The 15660-nt window shown below is 64.1% G+C and carries 14 protein-coding genes; 4 read left to right on the top strand and 10 right to left on the bottom strand.

The annotated features are described in order from the left end of the window. Positions 1–37: 37 nt before the first annotated feature. The 6 genes from FJ418_RS21500 to uxuA form a co-directional block, all read right to left on the bottom strand. Positions 38–1570, bottom strand: coding sequence for a sugar ABC transporter ATP-binding protein (locus tag FJ418_RS21500; RefSeq protein WP_140868999.1), 1533 nt, complete (start codon positions 1568–1570; stop codon positions 38–40). Next, positions 1560–2543 (bottom strand): ABC transporter permease, encoded by a 984-nt coding sequence (locus FJ418_RS21505; protein ID WP_140869002.1) that lies wholly within the window; start codon positions 2541–2543, stop codon positions 1560–1562. Before FJ418_RS21505 ends, FJ418_RS21500 begins: the two co-directional genes overlap by 11 nt. 224 nt (positions 2544–2767) lie before the next feature. Continuing rightward, positions 2768–3799, bottom strand: coding sequence for a sugar ABC transporter substrate-binding protein (locus tag FJ418_RS21510; RefSeq protein WP_140869005.1), 1032 nt, complete (start codon positions 3797–3799; stop codon positions 2768–2770). Positions 3800–3825: 26 nt separating this feature from the next. Continuing rightward, on the bottom strand, positions 3826–4677 hold the full coding sequence (locus FJ418_RS21515; protein WP_140652839.1) for an IclR family transcriptional regulator: 852 nt from the start codon (positions 4675–4677) through the stop codon (positions 3826–3828). Further along, positions 4677–5819, bottom strand: a complete 1143-nt coding sequence (locus FJ418_RS21520) for an extracellular solute-binding protein (protein ID WP_140869008.1) — start codon at positions 5817–5819, stop codon at positions 4677–4679. Before FJ418_RS21520 ends, FJ418_RS21515 begins: the two co-directional genes overlap by 1 nt. 99 nt (positions 5820–5918) lie before the next feature. Beyond that, entirely contained in the window at positions 5919–7103 is a 1185-nt protein-coding gene (gene uxuA, locus FJ418_RS21525) for a mannonate dehydratase (protein ID WP_140869011.1), read from the bottom strand. Positions 7104–7289: 186 nt separating this feature from the next. Here uxuA and FJ418_RS21530 point away from each other — a divergent pair, with 186 nt between their 5' ends. From FJ418_RS21530 to FJ418_RS21545, 4 genes are read left to right on the top strand one after another with little or no spacing between them, the layout of a single operon-like run. After that, a complete protein-coding gene (locus tag FJ418_RS21530) occupies positions 7290–8021 on the top strand; it encodes an FCD domain-containing protein (RefSeq protein ID WP_140869014.1) in 732 nt (243 codons plus the stop codon). 17 nt (positions 8022–8038) lie between these two features. Next, entirely contained in the window at positions 8039–8824 is a 786-nt protein-coding gene (locus FJ418_RS21535) for an SDR family oxidoreductase (protein WP_140869017.1), read from the top strand. Between the two features lie 2 nt (positions 8825–8826). Further along, positions 8827–9942: a mannonate dehydratase gene (locus tag FJ418_RS21540; protein WP_140869019.1), complete on the top strand. Its 1116-nt coding sequence runs from the start codon at positions 8827–8829 to the stop codon at positions 9940–9942. Then, complete coding sequence (locus FJ418_RS21545) at positions 9942–10643, top strand: RraA family protein (protein ID WP_140869022.1); 702 nt, start codon at positions 9942–9944, stop codon at positions 10641–10643. The genes FJ418_RS21540 and FJ418_RS21545 overlap by 1 nt, the downstream gene beginning before the upstream one ends. A 32-nt stretch (positions 10644–10675) precedes the next feature. Here FJ418_RS21545 and FJ418_RS32035 read toward each other — a convergent pair whose 3' ends face one another. The 4 genes from FJ418_RS32035 to FJ418_RS21560 all read right to left on the bottom strand — a co-directional run bounded on the left by FJ418_RS32035 (position 10676) and on the right by FJ418_RS21560 (position 15652). Continuing rightward, a complete protein-coding gene (locus FJ418_RS32035) occupies positions 10676–11155 on the bottom strand; it encodes an EamA family transporter (protein WP_181167033.1) in 480 nt (159 codons plus the stop codon). A gap of 17 nt (positions 11156–11172) precedes the next feature. Continuing rightward, complete coding sequence (locus tag FJ418_RS32040; protein ID WP_181167034.1) at positions 11173–11586, bottom strand: EamA family transporter; 414 nt, start codon at positions 11584–11586, stop codon at positions 11173–11175. Between the two features lie 185 nt (positions 11587–11771). Further along, positions 11772–13565, bottom strand: a complete 1794-nt coding sequence (locus tag FJ418_RS21555) for a hydantoinase B/oxoprolinase family protein (RefSeq protein WP_140869028.1) — start codon at positions 13563–13565, stop codon at positions 11772–11774. Between the two features lie 26 nt (positions 13566–13591). Then, positions 13592–15652, bottom strand: a complete 2061-nt coding sequence (locus FJ418_RS21560) for a hydantoinase/oxoprolinase family protein (protein ID WP_140869031.1) — start codon at positions 15650–15652, stop codon at positions 13592–13594. Between the last annotated feature and the right edge of the window lie 8 nt (positions 15653–15660).

Below are 15660 nucleotides of genomic sequence, written 5' to 3' on the forward strand. Positions count from 1 at the left end.
CGTGTCGCAAGGAATGCTGCGGCGATGCGCCATAGTTCTATCCGATCGCCGCATTGAGGATCTTTTCCTGCGTGGCTTCCTCACGCGACATGATCGAGGTCAGGCGGCCCTCGCACATCACCGCGATGCGATCGGCGAGGCCGAGCAACTCCGGCATCTCCGACGTCATCATGACGACCGCCAGGCCCTCGCCGGCGAGCCGGTCGATCAGCGCGAAGATTTCCGACTTGGCGCCGACATCGATGCCGCGTGTCGGCTCGTCGACGACGATGACCTTCAGGCCGCGCATCAGCCAGCGCGAGATCAGCACCTTCTGCTGGTTGCCGCCCGACAGATTCTTGATCTGCTGGAACAGGCTGGGCGTCTTGATGCGGAAGCGGTCGACATAGTCTTGCACCGCCTGATGCTCTTTCGCCTTGTCGACGAAGCCCAGGCGGGCGAACGCGCCGAGCGAGGCGAGACTGGCATTCTGGTAGACGGGCAGCTCGCCCATCAGGCCTTCGCTCTTGCGGTCTTCGGTGAGCAGGCCGATGCCGAGCCGCACGCCGGTGCGCGTGTCGTGCGGCGCGAGGCGCTGACCGTCGACGGTGATGGTGCCCGAAATGATCGGATCGTAGCCGACGATCGCCTTGGCGAGCTCGGTCCGGCCGGCACCCATCAATCCAAAGAAACCGAGCACCTCGCCGGCGCGCGCCTCGAATGACACGTCGATGAGCTTCTTCGCCGTGCTGAGCTTCTCGACGGAGAGCGCCACCTTGCTGCCCGCCGCGTCGCGCTGACGGGGAAAGAGGTTGTCGATGCGGCGGCCGATCATGTCCTGGATCAGCGTGTCGTTGGTGTGCTCGCCGATCGGCTTGGTGGAGATGTGGCGTCCATCGCGCAGCACCGTCACCGTGTCGGCGATCTCGAACACCTCGTCGAGCTTGTGGCTAACATAGACCACGGCGATGCCGAGCGATGCCAGGCGGCGGATGACGGTGAACAGCAGCGAGACTTCGTTCGGCGTCAGCGAGGATGTCGGTTCGTCCATCACCACCACACGCGCCTCGTGGGCGAGCGCGCGGGCGATCTCGACCATCTGCTGCTGGCTCACCGGCAGCGATCCCGTCCGCGCCACCGGATCGACGTTGAAGCCGATGCGATTGAACAGCGCCGCCGAGTCGGCGCGGATCTTCTTCCAGTCGATCGAGCCGGTCCTGCCGGTCGGATAGCCTTCGAGGAAGATGTTTTCCGCGACGGTGAATTCGGAGATCAACGCGATCTCCTGGAAGACGACCTTGATGCCTTCCTTCAGGCTGTCGCGCGGCGACTTGATGTCGACCTCGCGTCCGCGCATGCGCACCGTGCCGGCGTCCTTGCCGTAGACGCCTGCCATGATCTTGATCAGCGTCGACTTGCCGGCGCCGTTCTCACCCATCAGGGCATGGATCTTGCCTGGCTCCAGGGTGAAGTCGACATTGTCCAGCGCCACCACGCCCGGAAACCGCTTGCCGATGCCGCGCATCTCCAGCGCCGACACGTTCGTGTCGATGGCCGCGCCTTCGCCGGGATGAAGGAAATCAACGGACATTGGCTTTGTTCCGGATGATGTCGAGATAGGTCGCCAGGATGATGACGATGCCCGGCACCACCATCTGCAGGTCCTGGTTCCAGCCGAGGATGATGATGCCATTGTCGATCACCTTCAGCACCAGCACGCCGAGCAGCGTGCCGAACAGCGAGCCGCGGCCGCCGAGCAGGCTGGTGCCGCCGAGGATGACGGCGGCGATCACCGTCAGCTCGAAGCCGCGCCCGGCGGTCGGCTGGCCGGCATTCATCAACGACGACAGGATCATGCCGGCAACGCCGACGCACAGGCCGGTGACGACGAAGGCAAGGAGCTTGAGCCGTTCCGAACGCAGGCCGGACAGGCGCACCGCCTTTTCGTTGGCGCCGACCGCGTAGAGATAGCGGCCGAGCGTGGTGAAGCGCAGCGTCACATAGGCAACAAGGAAGATCAGCGCCGCCAGGATGACGGGGACCGGCACGGCGCCGACATAGCCGGCGCCGAGATCGGTGAAGCTTGCCAGTTGATTGTGGTTCTGCACCGCTTCGCGCGTGAACAGATAGACGCCACCCTGCAGCATCATCATGGTGCCGATGGTGGCGATCAGCGAATTCACCCTGAGCCTGGTGACGACGAGCCCGTTGAACAGGCCGACGCCGCCGGCAAAGGCGAGTGCCGCCAGCATGCCGAGCGCGAGGCTGTGAGTGGAATTGAGCACCGCCATGCCGATGCAGCCGACAAAGGCAAGCGAGGCGCCGACCGACAGGTCGACTTCCGCCGTGATGATGAGCGTGGTCATGCCCGAGGCGACGATCAGCACCAGCGCGCATTGGCGCAGGATGGCGATGATGTTGGCCTCCGAATAGAACTGCGGCGCCGCGACCGAGATGGCGATGCAAAGCACCGCCAGGATGGCGCCCAGCACCAACTGGCTGCTGCCGAGAAGCTGGCCGCCGATGAAACGCTTCTGCGCGGAAGCGTGTGTAAGCTCGCTCATATCAGTCCGTTCCCGTCGCTAGAGCATGATGCCGAAAAGTGTGAAGCGGTTTTCGGACGACATCATGCTCTATCTCTCGGATTTAGAGACGGATTCAGATTTCAGGTCGAACAGACCTGAAATCATCCGGCTCTAAGGTCAGGCGCCGGCGCCGTGTTTTCGCTGGCCGTCGGCGCCTAGCTGGTGGTCCTTCCCGCGACGCGGGAAGGACCGTGTCGATCGACCTATTTCTTCAGGTCGGCCGAGGTCTTCATGCACTTTGCCGGCGGCTGGAGCGCATTGACGGCATCCCATTTGATGGTGCGGGTCGTGCCGTCATAATCATAGTATTTCTTCCACTCGTCGCCAGTCATCGGCGCGGTCGGGCTGACGATGTGCTCCGGCACCTGCTCGTTGTTGAACAGCTTGACCGCCGCGTCGATGGTCGTGAAGCCTTCCTTTTCCGGGAACATGGCGGCCTCGATGCGGTAGGACGGCTCGTTCTGCATGGCGTTGATGAAGGCAAGTCCTTCGCCACCGGTGCCGACCGTCAGCAGGCCGTCCTGCGACTTGCCGGCAGCCTTCCAGGCCTGCAGGCCGCCCAGCGAGGACGAATCGTTGATGCCGTAGATGATGTTGACGTCGGAATTCTTGGCGAGTGCGGCCGAAGACACTTCCAGCGCGCGGTCCGGATTGCCGCCGCCGTCAAGGTCGTGGACCATGACCGCGTCGGGGACGATGGTCTTCAGCCCGTCCATGAAGCCTTGCGAACGCAGCACCGTCGCCGACAGCAACGGCAGGCCGACATTCATCACCTTGACGACGCCGCCGAGCTTTTCCTTGGCATATTTGCCAGCCTCGACGCCCGAGAAATAGCCGGTGTCGTAGTCGCAGATGGCGACCATCGTGGTCATGCCCTTGACCGGGTTGCCCTCGAGCACCACCGGGATATTGGCGGCCTTGGCCTGACGCAGCAGCGGCACCACGCCTTCCTCATTCACCGGGGTGATGATCAGCACGTCGACGCCCTTGGCGATGAAGTCCTCGGCCGCGGCGACCTGCTTGGCTATGTCGAGATTGGCGTCCTGCACCTCGACCTCGATTCCCAGTTCCTTGCCATGCGCCTTCATGCCCTTGATGACGTTCTGGTACCACTCATGCGTGGCGTAGTTGGTGACGTAGCCGATGTGCTTGGGCATGTTCTCGGCATGCGCCGCCGCCGCGCCAATGGCCAGCATGGCCGCGGATGCGAGCAGGATTGATTTGGACCAGTGCATTTTTCTCTCCCAGGTTTTCGTTTGTCTCAGTCGCTGAACGGGTAATCCCGCCGTTCCGGGTCGGCACGTGAAGAGCTGTTGGCTTCGCCCCAGCCGAGCGCGGCCGATATCTTCTCGGCGGCTGTCCGGGTTCGTTCGAAAACGGTCTGACGGTCGAAGCGCGCCGCCTTCTGCGGCAGCAGCGGGACCGTAAGCGCGGCGATGACAGCGCCGACATGGTCGCGCACGGGCATGGAGATGTTGGTGCAGCCCTCGACGGCCAGCGACGCGCGCATCTCATAGCCGAGCCTGGCCACCTCGTTCAGCCGTGCCTCGATTTCCCCGCGCGTTCCCTGGCCTTCGCCGGCGGCGACGATGCGCTCGACGATGCGGTCGCGCTCGGCCCGGTTCGAGTGGGCGAGCAGCACCGCGCCGGAACTGGTTTCCAGGATCGGGAAATGCGATCCGAGCGCAACCGAATAGCGCATCGGCAGCGGTGAATCGATCTGCAGCACCACCAGCGCGTTCTGCCCTTCACGCACCACAAGGTGGCAGCTCTGGTCGGCATTGGCGGTCAATTCGCGCATCGCCGGCAGCGCGGATTCGACGAGCCTGTTCACCGGCGGATGCATATGCGCCAGCTCGAACAGTTTCAGCGACAGCCGGAAGCGGTCCGATTGCGTGCGGAAGATGTAGCCGCGCTTCTCCAGCAAAAGCAGGATGCGGTAAATTTCGTGGATGGACCTGCCAAGGCCGGTCGCGATCTCGGTCTGGGTCATCGCATCGGCGCTGGAGGCCATGAACTCCAGCACGTCGAGCGCCTTCTCCACCGCCGGCACGCGATATCCGTTGCGGCCGCTTTCGCTTTCCTCGAGCGTTTCGGCAATACCGGCAGCCATCACGCAACGCTCCGTTCCGGCTGCCTGGTTTCGCGATAGAGGCGGTTCACATGGTTGGCGAGCTCCGCAGCGCCGATGTCGCCGGCTATGGCCGCGGCCGCGCGCGGCGCGCATTCGCGGAAGAAGGCGATGAAGCCTGGATGTGTCGGACGCAGATAGGACGAGCTGATCGTGCGCAGCGTCGAGGAGAAGAAATCGGCGGAGAGACGATTGACTTCGGCGTCCTTCCAGGCTGCCAGCGATCCCGGCTGTCCCCCCGACTTCACATAGTCGCCGCGCTGATAGTCGGGCGAGCACAGGAACAGCGCGTAGTCGATCGCCTGCTGCTTGTGCTTCGACTGGGCGCTGACGCCGATGCCGGCGCCGCCGAGCAGGGCGCCGGCCGATCGCGGGGTCGGCACGTCGGCAAAGCGCAGATACGGCCTGTCGGTCTTCGCGGCATAGTTCACGTAGCCGAAGGCGAACGGCACATAGACAACGTCGTCATGCGCGACCATGTGGTCGTAGCAGCGGATCGGATTCCAACCGGACGAGTTCGGATGCGACAGCGCCGCAAGCTCGCGCAATTGCCCGACGACCTGCTCGACCATGTCCGTCGCGATGAATCGCTCGCCGTCCTCCTGTGGGTCGCCAAGCGTCAACAGCAGGCACATGGCGTCCGTCGGCACGAAAGGCAGGCCGAGCCATTTCCCTTCCTTGCGCGCCAGCCGGCCGAGCGCGACCACCTCTTCATGCGTGCGGGGCACCGGTGCGTAGCGTTCCAGCAGGTCCGGGCGATACGAGGCGACGTGGCAGGCGGCATCGATCGGCAATGCCCATTGGCGCCCGCTCTTCTCGTAGGACCGCCAGGACGGACCGACGGAATCCTGCTCGAAGAAGCGGACCTGCTCCGCCGACAGATAAGCGTCGAACGGCACCATCAGCTCGTCCTGCGCGATGTCGCCGATGAAGGGATGGTCGAACACCACCAGATCGTAGGCCGAGAGCACAGGGCCGAGCGCGCCCTCGCCGAATTCATAGAGGCTGCGCCGGTCCCATTCGATCTCCAGGCCGGGATTGGCGGCGCGATACGGCCCGACACTGGCATCCAGCGGACCCCAGCAACGTCGATGATCCCACGCAAGACCGCGCAGTCTTGTCATATCCCGCAATTCCTCCCTGCAACCGGGCATGTGCCCGGTCCGCAAACCACTAGCAGGTATTTTTACCTGAGCAAATAGTTTTTACATACGCAAACCGTCTCAAGCCAGCCCGAACCGCTCGACGGCCCGCATGATGCCGCGCAACTCGGCGAGGCCCTTCAGCCGGCCGATCAGCGAGTAGCCGGGATTGATCCTGGCCTTGCCGATGTCGTCGGCGAGGAGGTGCCCGTGGTCCGGACGCATCGGGATGCGCCAGTCGGCGCGGCCTTCCTTGCGACGGCGCGCCTCCTCCTGCATCAGCGCGAGGATGACATGCGCCATGTCGGTGCCGCCCTCGAGGTGCTCGGCCTCGTGGAAAGAGCCGTCATCCTCGATGGTGACGTTGCGCAGATGGACGAAATGGATGCGCTCGGCGAACTCCTTGATCATGGCGACGATGTCGTTGTCGGCGCGCGTGCCGTAGGAGCCGGTGCAGAAGGTCAGGCCATTGGCCAGGCTATCGACGACATTGAGGATGAAGCGCGCATCCTCGGCGGTCGAGACGATGCGTGGCAGGCCGTAGAGCGAGAACGGCGGATCGTCGGGATGGATGCACATGCGCACCCCTTCCTCCTCGGCCACCGGAATGATCTCGCGCAGGAACCAGGCCAGGTTCTCGCGCAATTCCTTCGGCCCGATCGCATCGTAGTCGGCCAAGGCCTCGCGAAAGCTGTCGCGGTTGTAGGCGCGCTCGGTGGCGGGCAGGCCGGCGATGAGATTGCGCTCGATCCCGTCGATCTTCTCGTCGCTAAGCTCCTTCAGCCGCGCTTCCGCCTCGGCGATGCGGGCAGGCGTATAGCTGGCCTCGGCATTCCGGCGCTTCAGCACGAAGAGGTCGTAGGCGGCGAAATCGATCGCATCGAAACGTAGCGCATAACCTGTCGTCGGCAGGCGGTACGCCAGATCCGTGCGGGTCCAATCGACCACAGGCATGAAGTTGTAGCAGATCGTCGCGATGCCGGCCTTGGCTAGGGCACGGATCGTATCCTTGTAGAAGCCGACATAGTGGAGCCGCTCCGGCGAACCGATCTTGATCGAGTTGTGGACGGGAATGCTCTCGACCACCGACCAGGTCAGTCCTGCCGCCTCGATGATCCGCTTGCGCTCGAGGATATTTTCCAGCGGCCAGACGCGCCCGTCATAGATGCCGTGCAGGGCCGAGACCACGCCCGTCGCCCCCGCCTGTTTGACGTGATCGAGGGTCACCGGATCATCCGGACCGTACCAGCGCCAGGTCTGTTCCATTTGCCGCTTTCTCCGTGAGAAGTCGGCAACTTATTGTTGGACCACAATGGGAGTCAAATTAAAATTTGGCGCTCGTGAGCGGCTACTTCCTTGGATCAGATCCAGAAAATTCACTAGGGAATCAAGCCAAAACCGGTTGTTTTCGACAAATCATACGATATGTTGGTCCAACAATTAGGAGGATCGATGTCGGAAAACCCTCAGGGACGCGACAATGCCGGCGCCCGCCGCGCTGGCGGCAGCTCCGCGGTCGACACCGCGGCAGGACGGATCCTCGACCTTATTCGCGCGCGACAGCTCAATGTCGGCGACGTGCTGCCGACGGAACGCGAGCTCAGCGAGATCACCGGCGCCAGCCGCAACACGGTGCGCGAGGCGTTGCGCACCATCCGCACCTATGGACTGATCGAGCCCAAACCGCGCGTCGGCGCGGTGCTCGCCGACGGGCAGAGCATCGCCATCCAGAATTTCTTCGCCGCCCACATGGATGTTTCGCGCTCGTCCTTTGCCGACATCCAGGGTTTCAGGCGCATCATCGAGGTCGGCATCGGCGACCACATCGTGCTCAATGCCACGAGCGAGCAGATCGAGGCGCTCGATGAGATCAATGCCCGGATCGTCGACAGCCGCTCGATCGAGGAAGCCGCCGAGAACGATTTCAATTTCCACAGGGCGCTGATCGGACTGGCGGACAACCGCATGCTCACCGACATGTATTCCTTCCTGTCGCCCGTGATCCTGCGGATCATGACCATCGGCAAGGAAATGCGCCCGGTGCTGGCCGACACCCGCGCCGCGCACGGCGAGATCATCGCCGCGCTCCGCGCACGCGACAGGCTGGCTTACGCCTACCTGGTGAGCCGCCATCTCGATTTCGCCCTGCGATTCCTGCCGGAAGAGCCGGCTTCCGACACGTGAATGAAGGAGTTCCCGCAATGAAGGATTTTGAAGGCAAGGTCGCGCTGGTGACCGGGACCACCGGGATCGGTCTCGCGACCGCCAGGCGCCTTGCCGCCGGCGGCGCAGCGATCGTCGCCTGCGGCATCGACCGCTTGGCCAATGCCGCGATGCGAGCGGAGCTGGGAAGTTCAGGGGCCGGCACGCTGGTCGTGGACACCGACGTCTCCGTGCAAGACCAGGTCCGCGACGCCATCGCTGCCGGCGTCGAGCGCTTCGGCGGCCTCGACGTGATCGTCAATTCGGCGGCGGTCCATCCCTATGGAACCGCGACGACGACCGACTGGGAAACCTGGAACAAGGCAATGACGGTCAATGTCGGCTCGATCTATCTGACCGCCCATTTCGGCATCCCGGAAATGATCAAGCGCGGTGGCGGCGCCATCGTCAACGTCGCCTCGGTGCAGGGTTTCGCCTGCCAGCAGAACGTCGCCGCCTATGCCACCACCAAGGGCGCCATCCACACGCTGACGCGTTCGCTGGCGCTCGACTATGCGGCCGCCGGCATCCGGGTCAATTCGGTCAGCCCCGGCTCGATCCGCACACCGATCCTCGAGAAGGCCGCGCGTGGCGAAAACGACAGCGATGCCGACGTCGAGGAAGCCTACAGGCGCTTCGGCGCGGCCCATCCGCTCGGCCGCATCGGCGAACCCGAGGAAGTGGCGGAGCTCATCGCCTTTCTGTGCTCTTCCAAGGCCGGCTTCTGCACCGGCGCGGACTACAAGATAGATGGCGGCCTGACCGCTGGCATTGGCGTGAAATGACCATGAAGATCGGACTTGGCCTTTACCGGGAGTCGCTGACTCCAGACAATTTCCGCTTCGCCCGCCAGGCGGGCGCCACCCACATCGTTGCCCACCTCACCAATTATTTTCGCGGCCGCGATCCTTCGCTGTCGGCCGGCAGCGAGACGGAAGGCTGGGGCGATTGCTCCGCCGATGCGCTGTGGAACTACGAGGACTTCGCCGGCCTGGTCAGGACCGTGCGCGACAACGGGCTGGAAATCGCCGCGATCGAGAATTTCTCGCCGCGCTTCTGGTCCGACATTTTGCTCGATGGTCCCGACAGGGCGAAGCAGATCGAAGGGCTGAAGCGGCTTATTCGCGATGCCGGCCGCGCCGGCATCCCGTGCATCGGCTACAACTTCTCCATCGCCGGTGTCTGGGGCTGGTCGCGCGGGCCCTTCGCGCGCGGCGAGGCTATGTCGGTCGGGCTCGACCTTGCGGCCATCGACCCCGATTTGCCCCTCCCCGACGGCGTGGTCTGGAACATGCGCTACCGCGCCGGCCGGCCGGCCGCCGCGCCGGTGACGGTGAGCAGCGATGAGCTCTGGCAGCGGCTCGGCGCCTTCCTGCGGGAAGTCGTTCCGGTAGCCGAGGAAGCCGGCGTGGTGCTCGCCGCGCATCCGGACGATCCGCCGGCCGAAGCGCTGCGGGGCGCGGCGCGGCTCGTCAACCGGCCGGAGAAATACGACCGGCTGATGGACATCGTCGACTCACCATCCAACGGGCTGGAGCTCTGTCTCGGCTCGCTGCAGGAAATGCCGGGCGCCGACGAGATTTACGGGCATGTCCGGCGCTTCGCCCGACGCAAGCGCATCGGCTACATTCATTTCCGCAACGTGCGCGGCAAGGTGCCGAACTATCACGAGACCTTCGTCGACGACGGCGACATCGACATGGCCGAGATCGTCCGCATCCTGCGCGACGAAAACTATGAGGGCGTCATCATCCCCGACCACACGCCGGAAATGTCCTGCGACGCGCCCTGGCACGCGGGGAAGGCCTTTGCGCTCGGCTATATGCGCGCGCTGGTGCAGAATGCCGCAGCGCTGGGACCTTCGCGGACCATTCAATCCACCAACATCCGGATGCAAGCCTGATGACCAGATCGACGCGCCTCTATGTCGACGACGGCGAAATGTATCGCCTGTTCGAGAAGGAGCTCTTCGTTGCGGTGGTCGGCGACGTAATGGACACGCTGGGGCTGCAGCATCAGTTCCTGCCGCCGGTGTTCAAGCCAGTTGACGAAAGCACGCGATTGCTTGGCCGTGCCATGCCCGTGCTCGAGACCGATATCTTCCCGTCCAACGGACCGACGCACAACCCACTGATGAGCAAGCCGTTCGGGCTGATGTTCGAAGCGCTCGACGATTTGAAGCCCGGCGAGATCTACGTCGCCAGCGGCGCCTCGCCCCGCTACGCGCTGTGGGGCGAGTTGATGTCGACGCGTGCGAAGATCCTTGGCGCGCGCGGCGCGCTGGTCGACGGTTTCGCCCGCGACACGGATGGCATCAGGGCGCTGGGATTTCCCTGCTTCTGCACCGGTTATTACGCGCAGGACCAGGGCGTGCGCGGCAAGGTCGTCGACTATCGCAGCGCGCTCGAAATCGGCGGCGTGCGCATAGAGCCGGGAACACTGCTGTTCGGCGACAAGGAAGGTGTCCTCGTTGTCCCCGCTGAAGCCGAGGAAGAGGTGGTGCGCCTGGCCCTCGAAAAAGTCCGCGGAGAAAAACGCGTGGCCAAGGCGATCCGCGAGGGAATGAGCGCGGTGGATGCTTACAAGACCTTCGGCATCATGTGAAAGGCCGTGGCCGACCAGCGGTAACCAGATGGTCAGTCGAGCTTGCGCGACAGCACCAGGTACATGGCTGCAAGCATCAGGAACAGGGCCACCCAGAACGAGGCGGCCGGTCGTTCGTCGAAGACGGCCAGACTCCAGAGGATGCCGGCGGCCACGGCCAGATAGTTGAAGACCGAAAAGCGCGTCGGCCCGATACGAGCGACCAATACGAAGAACAGGACGAAGAAGACGGCATTGATCGCCGTCGCCAAGACGAGCGGCATCGCGGTCCTGCCCGTCCACTCGGACGGCAGCGCCGCACCGCCGAGCGCAAGCATGACAACGCCGGCAACGACGGCCCCTCCCAGCAACGTTCCGGCCGCCATCATTACGGAGGACGAACCTTCGGGGCGCAGCCATTTGGCGCAGTTGTTGGCGGCAGCGAACATGACCGGGGCAATGAGGGCCACCAGAAACCAAACGATGCCGTCCGAGCCGACAACGCCTACATCAGGCAGCGCGAGGACAGCCACGCCGGCCACTCCGAGCATCATGCCGGCGAAAGTGCGCCAATCGAAGCGATCAAGGCCCGCCAGCGCGCCGATGGCGAGGGTAATATGGGAGATAGGCAAAGCACCAGAGTGAGCACCGAGGCGTCGACATGCGGAGCGGCCGACACCAGTATGCCGATCGGCAGGCCAACCACCAGGCCGCCCATGATCAGGTACGTGCGCATTTGCCCGATGGTGACGGCGAACCGACCGCCGGCGGCTACCGCCGCCAGAGCCAGGATCACGCCCGCCGCAAGCGATTGGGCAAAGGCGAAACCCACAGGCGGCCATTGCATCTCGGCGGCCAGCCGGTTGATCGGAAAGATGCCGCCATAGATCGCTGCTGCCAGGAGCAGAAGAGCAGCGTCTATCGGTGGCAGGCCGCGGCTCGGCACGGGTCGGTCGTCATGCATCGCACACCGCCGGGCAGGCGCTCCCTCTCCAACCACCGGCCCCGAATTCGAGGTCTCTTGCGGACCTGTTCCGCGCCTAAGCAATTCCAGGAAAAGTGTGAGCGGTTTTCCGTCCGGAATTGCGTAAAAACAAAGGGATAGAGCGGTTCGCCGTTTCCGTGAAACGGTGAAACGCTCTATCGGAGTCAAACCGTTCTGAGGGCGGCTGTACGGGCTTCGTCGACCTTGAGCAGGCCAGGCTCGTCGGCATCGACCAGAACCACCTTGTAGACCGTCTCGGCATCCTCGCGGCTCAGCCAGCCGCGATTGACGGTTGCCGCGACACGCTTCGGATCGCGCTTCAGCGGGTCGCCGTAACCGCCGCCGCCGCAAGCGGTGAACTCGATACGGGCGCCATTCTCGATCGTCTCTTCGCTGAAGGCCGGCAACACGATCTTCTCGTCGGCCCGGACCTTGATCGTCTCGCTCTCCTTGCCGTCGCCGCCCCCCAGCACGCCGCGCGGCGGGAAGCTGGTGCCGTCGGCGGCGTAGACGATCGTCATGTCGTGGTCGAGCGGATAAAAGACGCCGCCGGTCGCCGGCGCGCCCTCGAACTCGCCGAAACCCTGCGATCCAGGCAGCACGCCACGGCGCTCGATGACGATCGGATACATCGATTCGTCGACCTCGACCGAGTCGAGCTGAATGAGGCCGGCATTGGCCGGGCCGCAATAGGTCAGCCAGCCATCGAAGCCATGGCGGGCGCCGCCGCCGGCATAGCCGACGAAGACTTGGTTGACATAGGACTTGCCGTGCTTGAACGGATCCTCGCCGGAGATGACGCCGACGCCGGCCGGCAGGTGCGAGCCGCTCTCGGCCTGGCCGTAAGGCGCGCCCATGCGCGAAAAGACGCAGTTGCCGGCAATCATCAGGCGGTCGTTGACGTTGGTGGTGGCGACCGAAGTGCCGACCGGATATTTCGGCTTGCCGACGACGCTTCCCTCGCGCAGCAGCACCTTGATCTGCGACTTCGCGCCCTCATTGTGGGGAATGCTTTCGTCGAGATTGTTGAAGACGCCGATCCGGCAGGAGCCTGTTGCCGTATTCTCCGACAGGTTAAGGCCGCCCGGCACATTGTCGATGTTGTCGCGCACGTCGACGACGATCTCGCCCTTTTCCGGATCGACATTGATCGTCACCCTGACCGGTATGCCTTCGTCGGCGACGCCGGGCACCGGGTCATGGCGCGTCTCGTAGCTGTAGCTGCCGGCCGGCAGCTTGGCGATCGCCGCCTTGGCGCAGCGCGCACCGTAGTCGAACCAGTCTTCGACGAAACCGAGGATGGTGTCGCGGCCGTAGCGGGCAAACAATTCGCCGATGCGGCGCTCGCCGGTGCGGCAGGCGCCGATCTGCGCGCGCACGTCGCCCAGCCACATGTCTGGCACGCGGTTGCGCATCGTGCCGATGCGCAGGATGTCCTTCTTCTCCTCGTAATTCTGCGCGACGCGCACGCAAGGGAAATGCATCCCCTCCTCGAAGATGTTCTTGGCGAAAGGGAGATAGGTCGACGGCACCGGCGCGCCGGTATCGGCGTGGTGCGACAGCGCCACGACCCAGAACAGCGGCTCGCCGTCGAAGAACACCGGCATCGCCATGATCAGGTCGGCGTGATGGGTGCCGCCGGTGTAGGGGCAGTTGTTGAGGAAGATGTCGCCCTGCGTGATGTCGTCGAACAGGTCCGTCAGCGGCCGCGTCGCCATGTCCATCGACATGACATGGATCGGCAGCGCGTCCTCGACCGAGACCAGCCGATGATCATAGGTCAGGATGGCGCAGGAGAAATCGCGCGCGTTCTTGATCACGGCCGAGCGGCTGGCGCGCATGACGACCAGCGTCATCTCGCGCACGATCGCCTCGAAGCGGCTTTTCAGCACCGACATCAGAAAGGGGTCGACCCGCCGTTCCGCGACGTCGAGTTCGAGCCTGTTGATGGAGTCCATAGGATCGTTCCCTTGTGTAGATTTGACTAGGCGATGTTCACGACGAGATTGCCGTAACGGTCGATCTGTCCTTGGTGCTGGTCCTTGAGATAGGCGGTGAAGGTCTCGGCCTCGACCAGGCAGGGGCCGGCAACCTGCGCACCCGCGCGCAACTGCGCAAGTTCGTAGACCGGCACCGTTTCGACACGCCCGCTCTCCTGCTGGTAGATCCCGCGCTTGGCTTTCAGGTCGATGGCGCCGACCTGGTCGGGCAGCGTGTTCTTCTGCCAGATGTCCTGGCCGGAGCGCTTGCCGATGGCGCGCAGCTTCCAGGCCGTGAACTCGACGACGTCATTGTCGGCGCGGATCGAATAGATGCGCTCATGCATCTTGTGGAAGGCTTCGACCAGACCCGGGAGATCGCCCTCGGACACCATGCCGTCCTTTGCCTCGAACGGGACCTCGATCTCGAAGGACTGGTATTCGTAACGGCCGAGGAAGGAGAACTCGAACTGACGATTCTCCACCGCGACGCCGGCTTCGGCGAGGAAGTAGTTGCCAGCCTGCTTCAGCCGCTTCAGCGCATCGTTGACGCCGGCGACGTTGAAGTCGGCATCGGAGGTGAGCAGCACCGCGCTCTCTTCGGAGCGGATGTCGGAGATCAGGCCGCCGAAAGCGCTGAGGCCGGCCATGAAGCGCGGCACCATGTAGCGCTTCAAGCCGAGGATGTCGGCCATCTCGGCGATGTGGATGGCGGTGGCGCCGCCGCCGCAAACGAAGAAGGAGTCGCGCGGATTGATGCCCTCGCGCACCGTGATCTCTTCGATCGCCGCCACCATGTTGTGATTGCTGGTGGTGTAGATCGCGTAGGCCGCCTCCTGCCGCGACACGCCGAGCCGCATCCCGATCTTGTCGACCGCCGCCTCCGCCAGCTCCCGCTTCAGCTGCATCTTGCCGCCGAGGAAATAGTCCGGATCGACGATGCCGAGCACGACATTGGCGTCGGTCACTGTCGGCTCGGTGCCGCCCTGGCCGTAACAGGCAGGACCCGGCCGGGCACCTGCGCTGCGCGGACCGACCTGCAGCAGGCCGCCTTCGTCGACGAAGGCGATCGAGCCTCCGCCAGCGCCGACCGAGCGCACATCGACCTTGGGAATGCCGAGCGAATCGTCATGGATCATGCTGTCCGGCGTGACGATGATCTGGTGGTCGCGCAGCGCCGAGACGTCGAAGGTGGTGCCGCCCATGTCGCCGACGATGATGTCGGGCTCGTCGGACAATGCCAGCGCCGCCATCGGCGCCAGCGTCGGACCGGACATGACGCTGTAGATCGGCTTCCGGATCATGTCGGCCAAAGGCATCATGCCGCCGACGCAGTTGGCAAGCAGCAATTCGCCCTCGAAACCTTCCTCGTCGAGCGCCGTCTTCAGCTTCTCGATATAGGTGCGCACGATCGGGTTGATGGAAGCATCGATCGCGGCCGCGATGATGCGCTTGTACTCGCGCGGCATCGGGTTGATCTCATGGCTGAGCGTCACCGGGATGCCAGGCAACTCCTGGTTCAGGATCTCGCGCACGGCGAGCTCATGCGCCGGATTGACCACCGACCACAGCAGGCCGACGGCGATCGCCTCGACGCCGAGACCGCGAAACTCGGTGGCGGCCTTGCGGACGTCATCCAGCGAAAGCGGCGCGAGCTCGCGACCGCGGGCATCGATACGGCCGGCGACGGTCTTGGTGAGATGGCGCGGCACATAGGGATCGGGATAGTTCAGCCGCCACTGGAAAGCGCCTTTGCGCGGACCTTCGCGCAACACCAGTATGTCCTGGTGACCGGCGGTCAGGATGAGGCCGACCTTGACCGTCTTGCGCTCGACCAGCGCGTTGGTCGACACGGTCGAGCCGTGCACGACGAGGTCGATCTGCTTCATGAAGTCGGCGCCGCTCAGGCCATAGCCCTCAGCCGCGACATGCAGCACGTTGATGAAGCCTTTTTCGAATTCGCCTGGCGTCGTCGGCGACTTGAAGATGGCGATCTCGCCCTTGCTGTTCGAGACAAGGCAGTCGGTGAAGGTGCCGCCGATATCGATGCAAACTTGATAGGCCATACGAGCTT

Origin of the sequence: Mesorhizobium sp. B2-8-3, from assembly GCF_006440815.1 — a bacterium.
Classification (GTDB): domain Bacteria; phylum Pseudomonadota; class Alphaproteobacteria; order Rhizobiales; family Rhizobiaceae; genus Mesorhizobium.

Bases quoted from the DNA above. Each gene is read 5' to 3' on its own strand.
- FJ418_RS21500 (WP_140868999.1), bottom strand. From the start codon at position 1,570: ATGTCCGTTGATTTCCTTCATCCCGGCGAAGGCGCGGCCATCGACACG.
- FJ418_RS21505 (WP_140869002.1), bottom strand. From the start codon at position 2,543: ATGAGCGAGCTTACACACGCTTCCGCGCAGAAGCGTTTCATCGGCGGC.
- FJ418_RS21510 (WP_140869005.1), bottom strand. From the start codon at position 3,799: ATGCACTGGTCCAAATCAATCCTGCTCGCATCCGCGGCCATGCTGGCC.
- FJ418_RS21515 (WP_140652839.1), bottom strand. From the start codon at position 4,677: ATGGCTGCCGGTATTGCCGAAACGCTCGAGGAAAGCGAAAGCGGCCGC.
- FJ418_RS21520 (WP_140869008.1), bottom strand. From the start codon at position 5,819: ATGACAAGACTGCGCGGTCTTGCGTGGGATCATCGACGTTGCTGGGGT.
- uxuA (WP_140869011.1), bottom strand. From the start codon at position 7,103: ATGGAACAGACCTGGCGCTGGTACGGTCCGGATGATCCGGTGACCCTC.
- FJ418_RS21530 (WP_140869014.1), top strand. From the start codon at position 7,290: ATGTCGGAAAACCCTCAGGGACGCGACAATGCCGGCGCCCGCCGCGCT.
- FJ418_RS21535 (WP_140869017.1), top strand. From the start codon at position 8,039: ATGAAGGATTTTGAAGGCAAGGTCGCGCTGGTGACCGGGACCACCGGG.
- FJ418_RS21540 (WP_140869019.1), top strand. From the start codon at position 8,827: ATGAAGATCGGACTTGGCCTTTACCGGGAGTCGCTGACTCCAGACAAT.
- FJ418_RS21545 (WP_140869022.1), top strand. From the start codon at position 9,942: ATGACCAGATCGACGCGCCTCTATGTCGACGACGGCGAAATGTATCGC.
- FJ418_RS32040 (WP_181167034.1), bottom strand. From the start codon at position 11,586: ATGCATGACGACCGACCCGTGCCGAGCCGCGGCCTGCCACCGATAGAC.
- FJ418_RS21555 (WP_140869028.1), bottom strand. From the start codon at position 13,565: ATGGACTCCATCAACAGGCTCGAACTCGACGTCGCGGAACGGCGGGTC.
- FJ418_RS21560 (WP_140869031.1), bottom strand. From the start codon at position 15,652: ATGGCCTATCAAGTTTGCATCGATATCGGCGGCACCTTCACCGACTGC.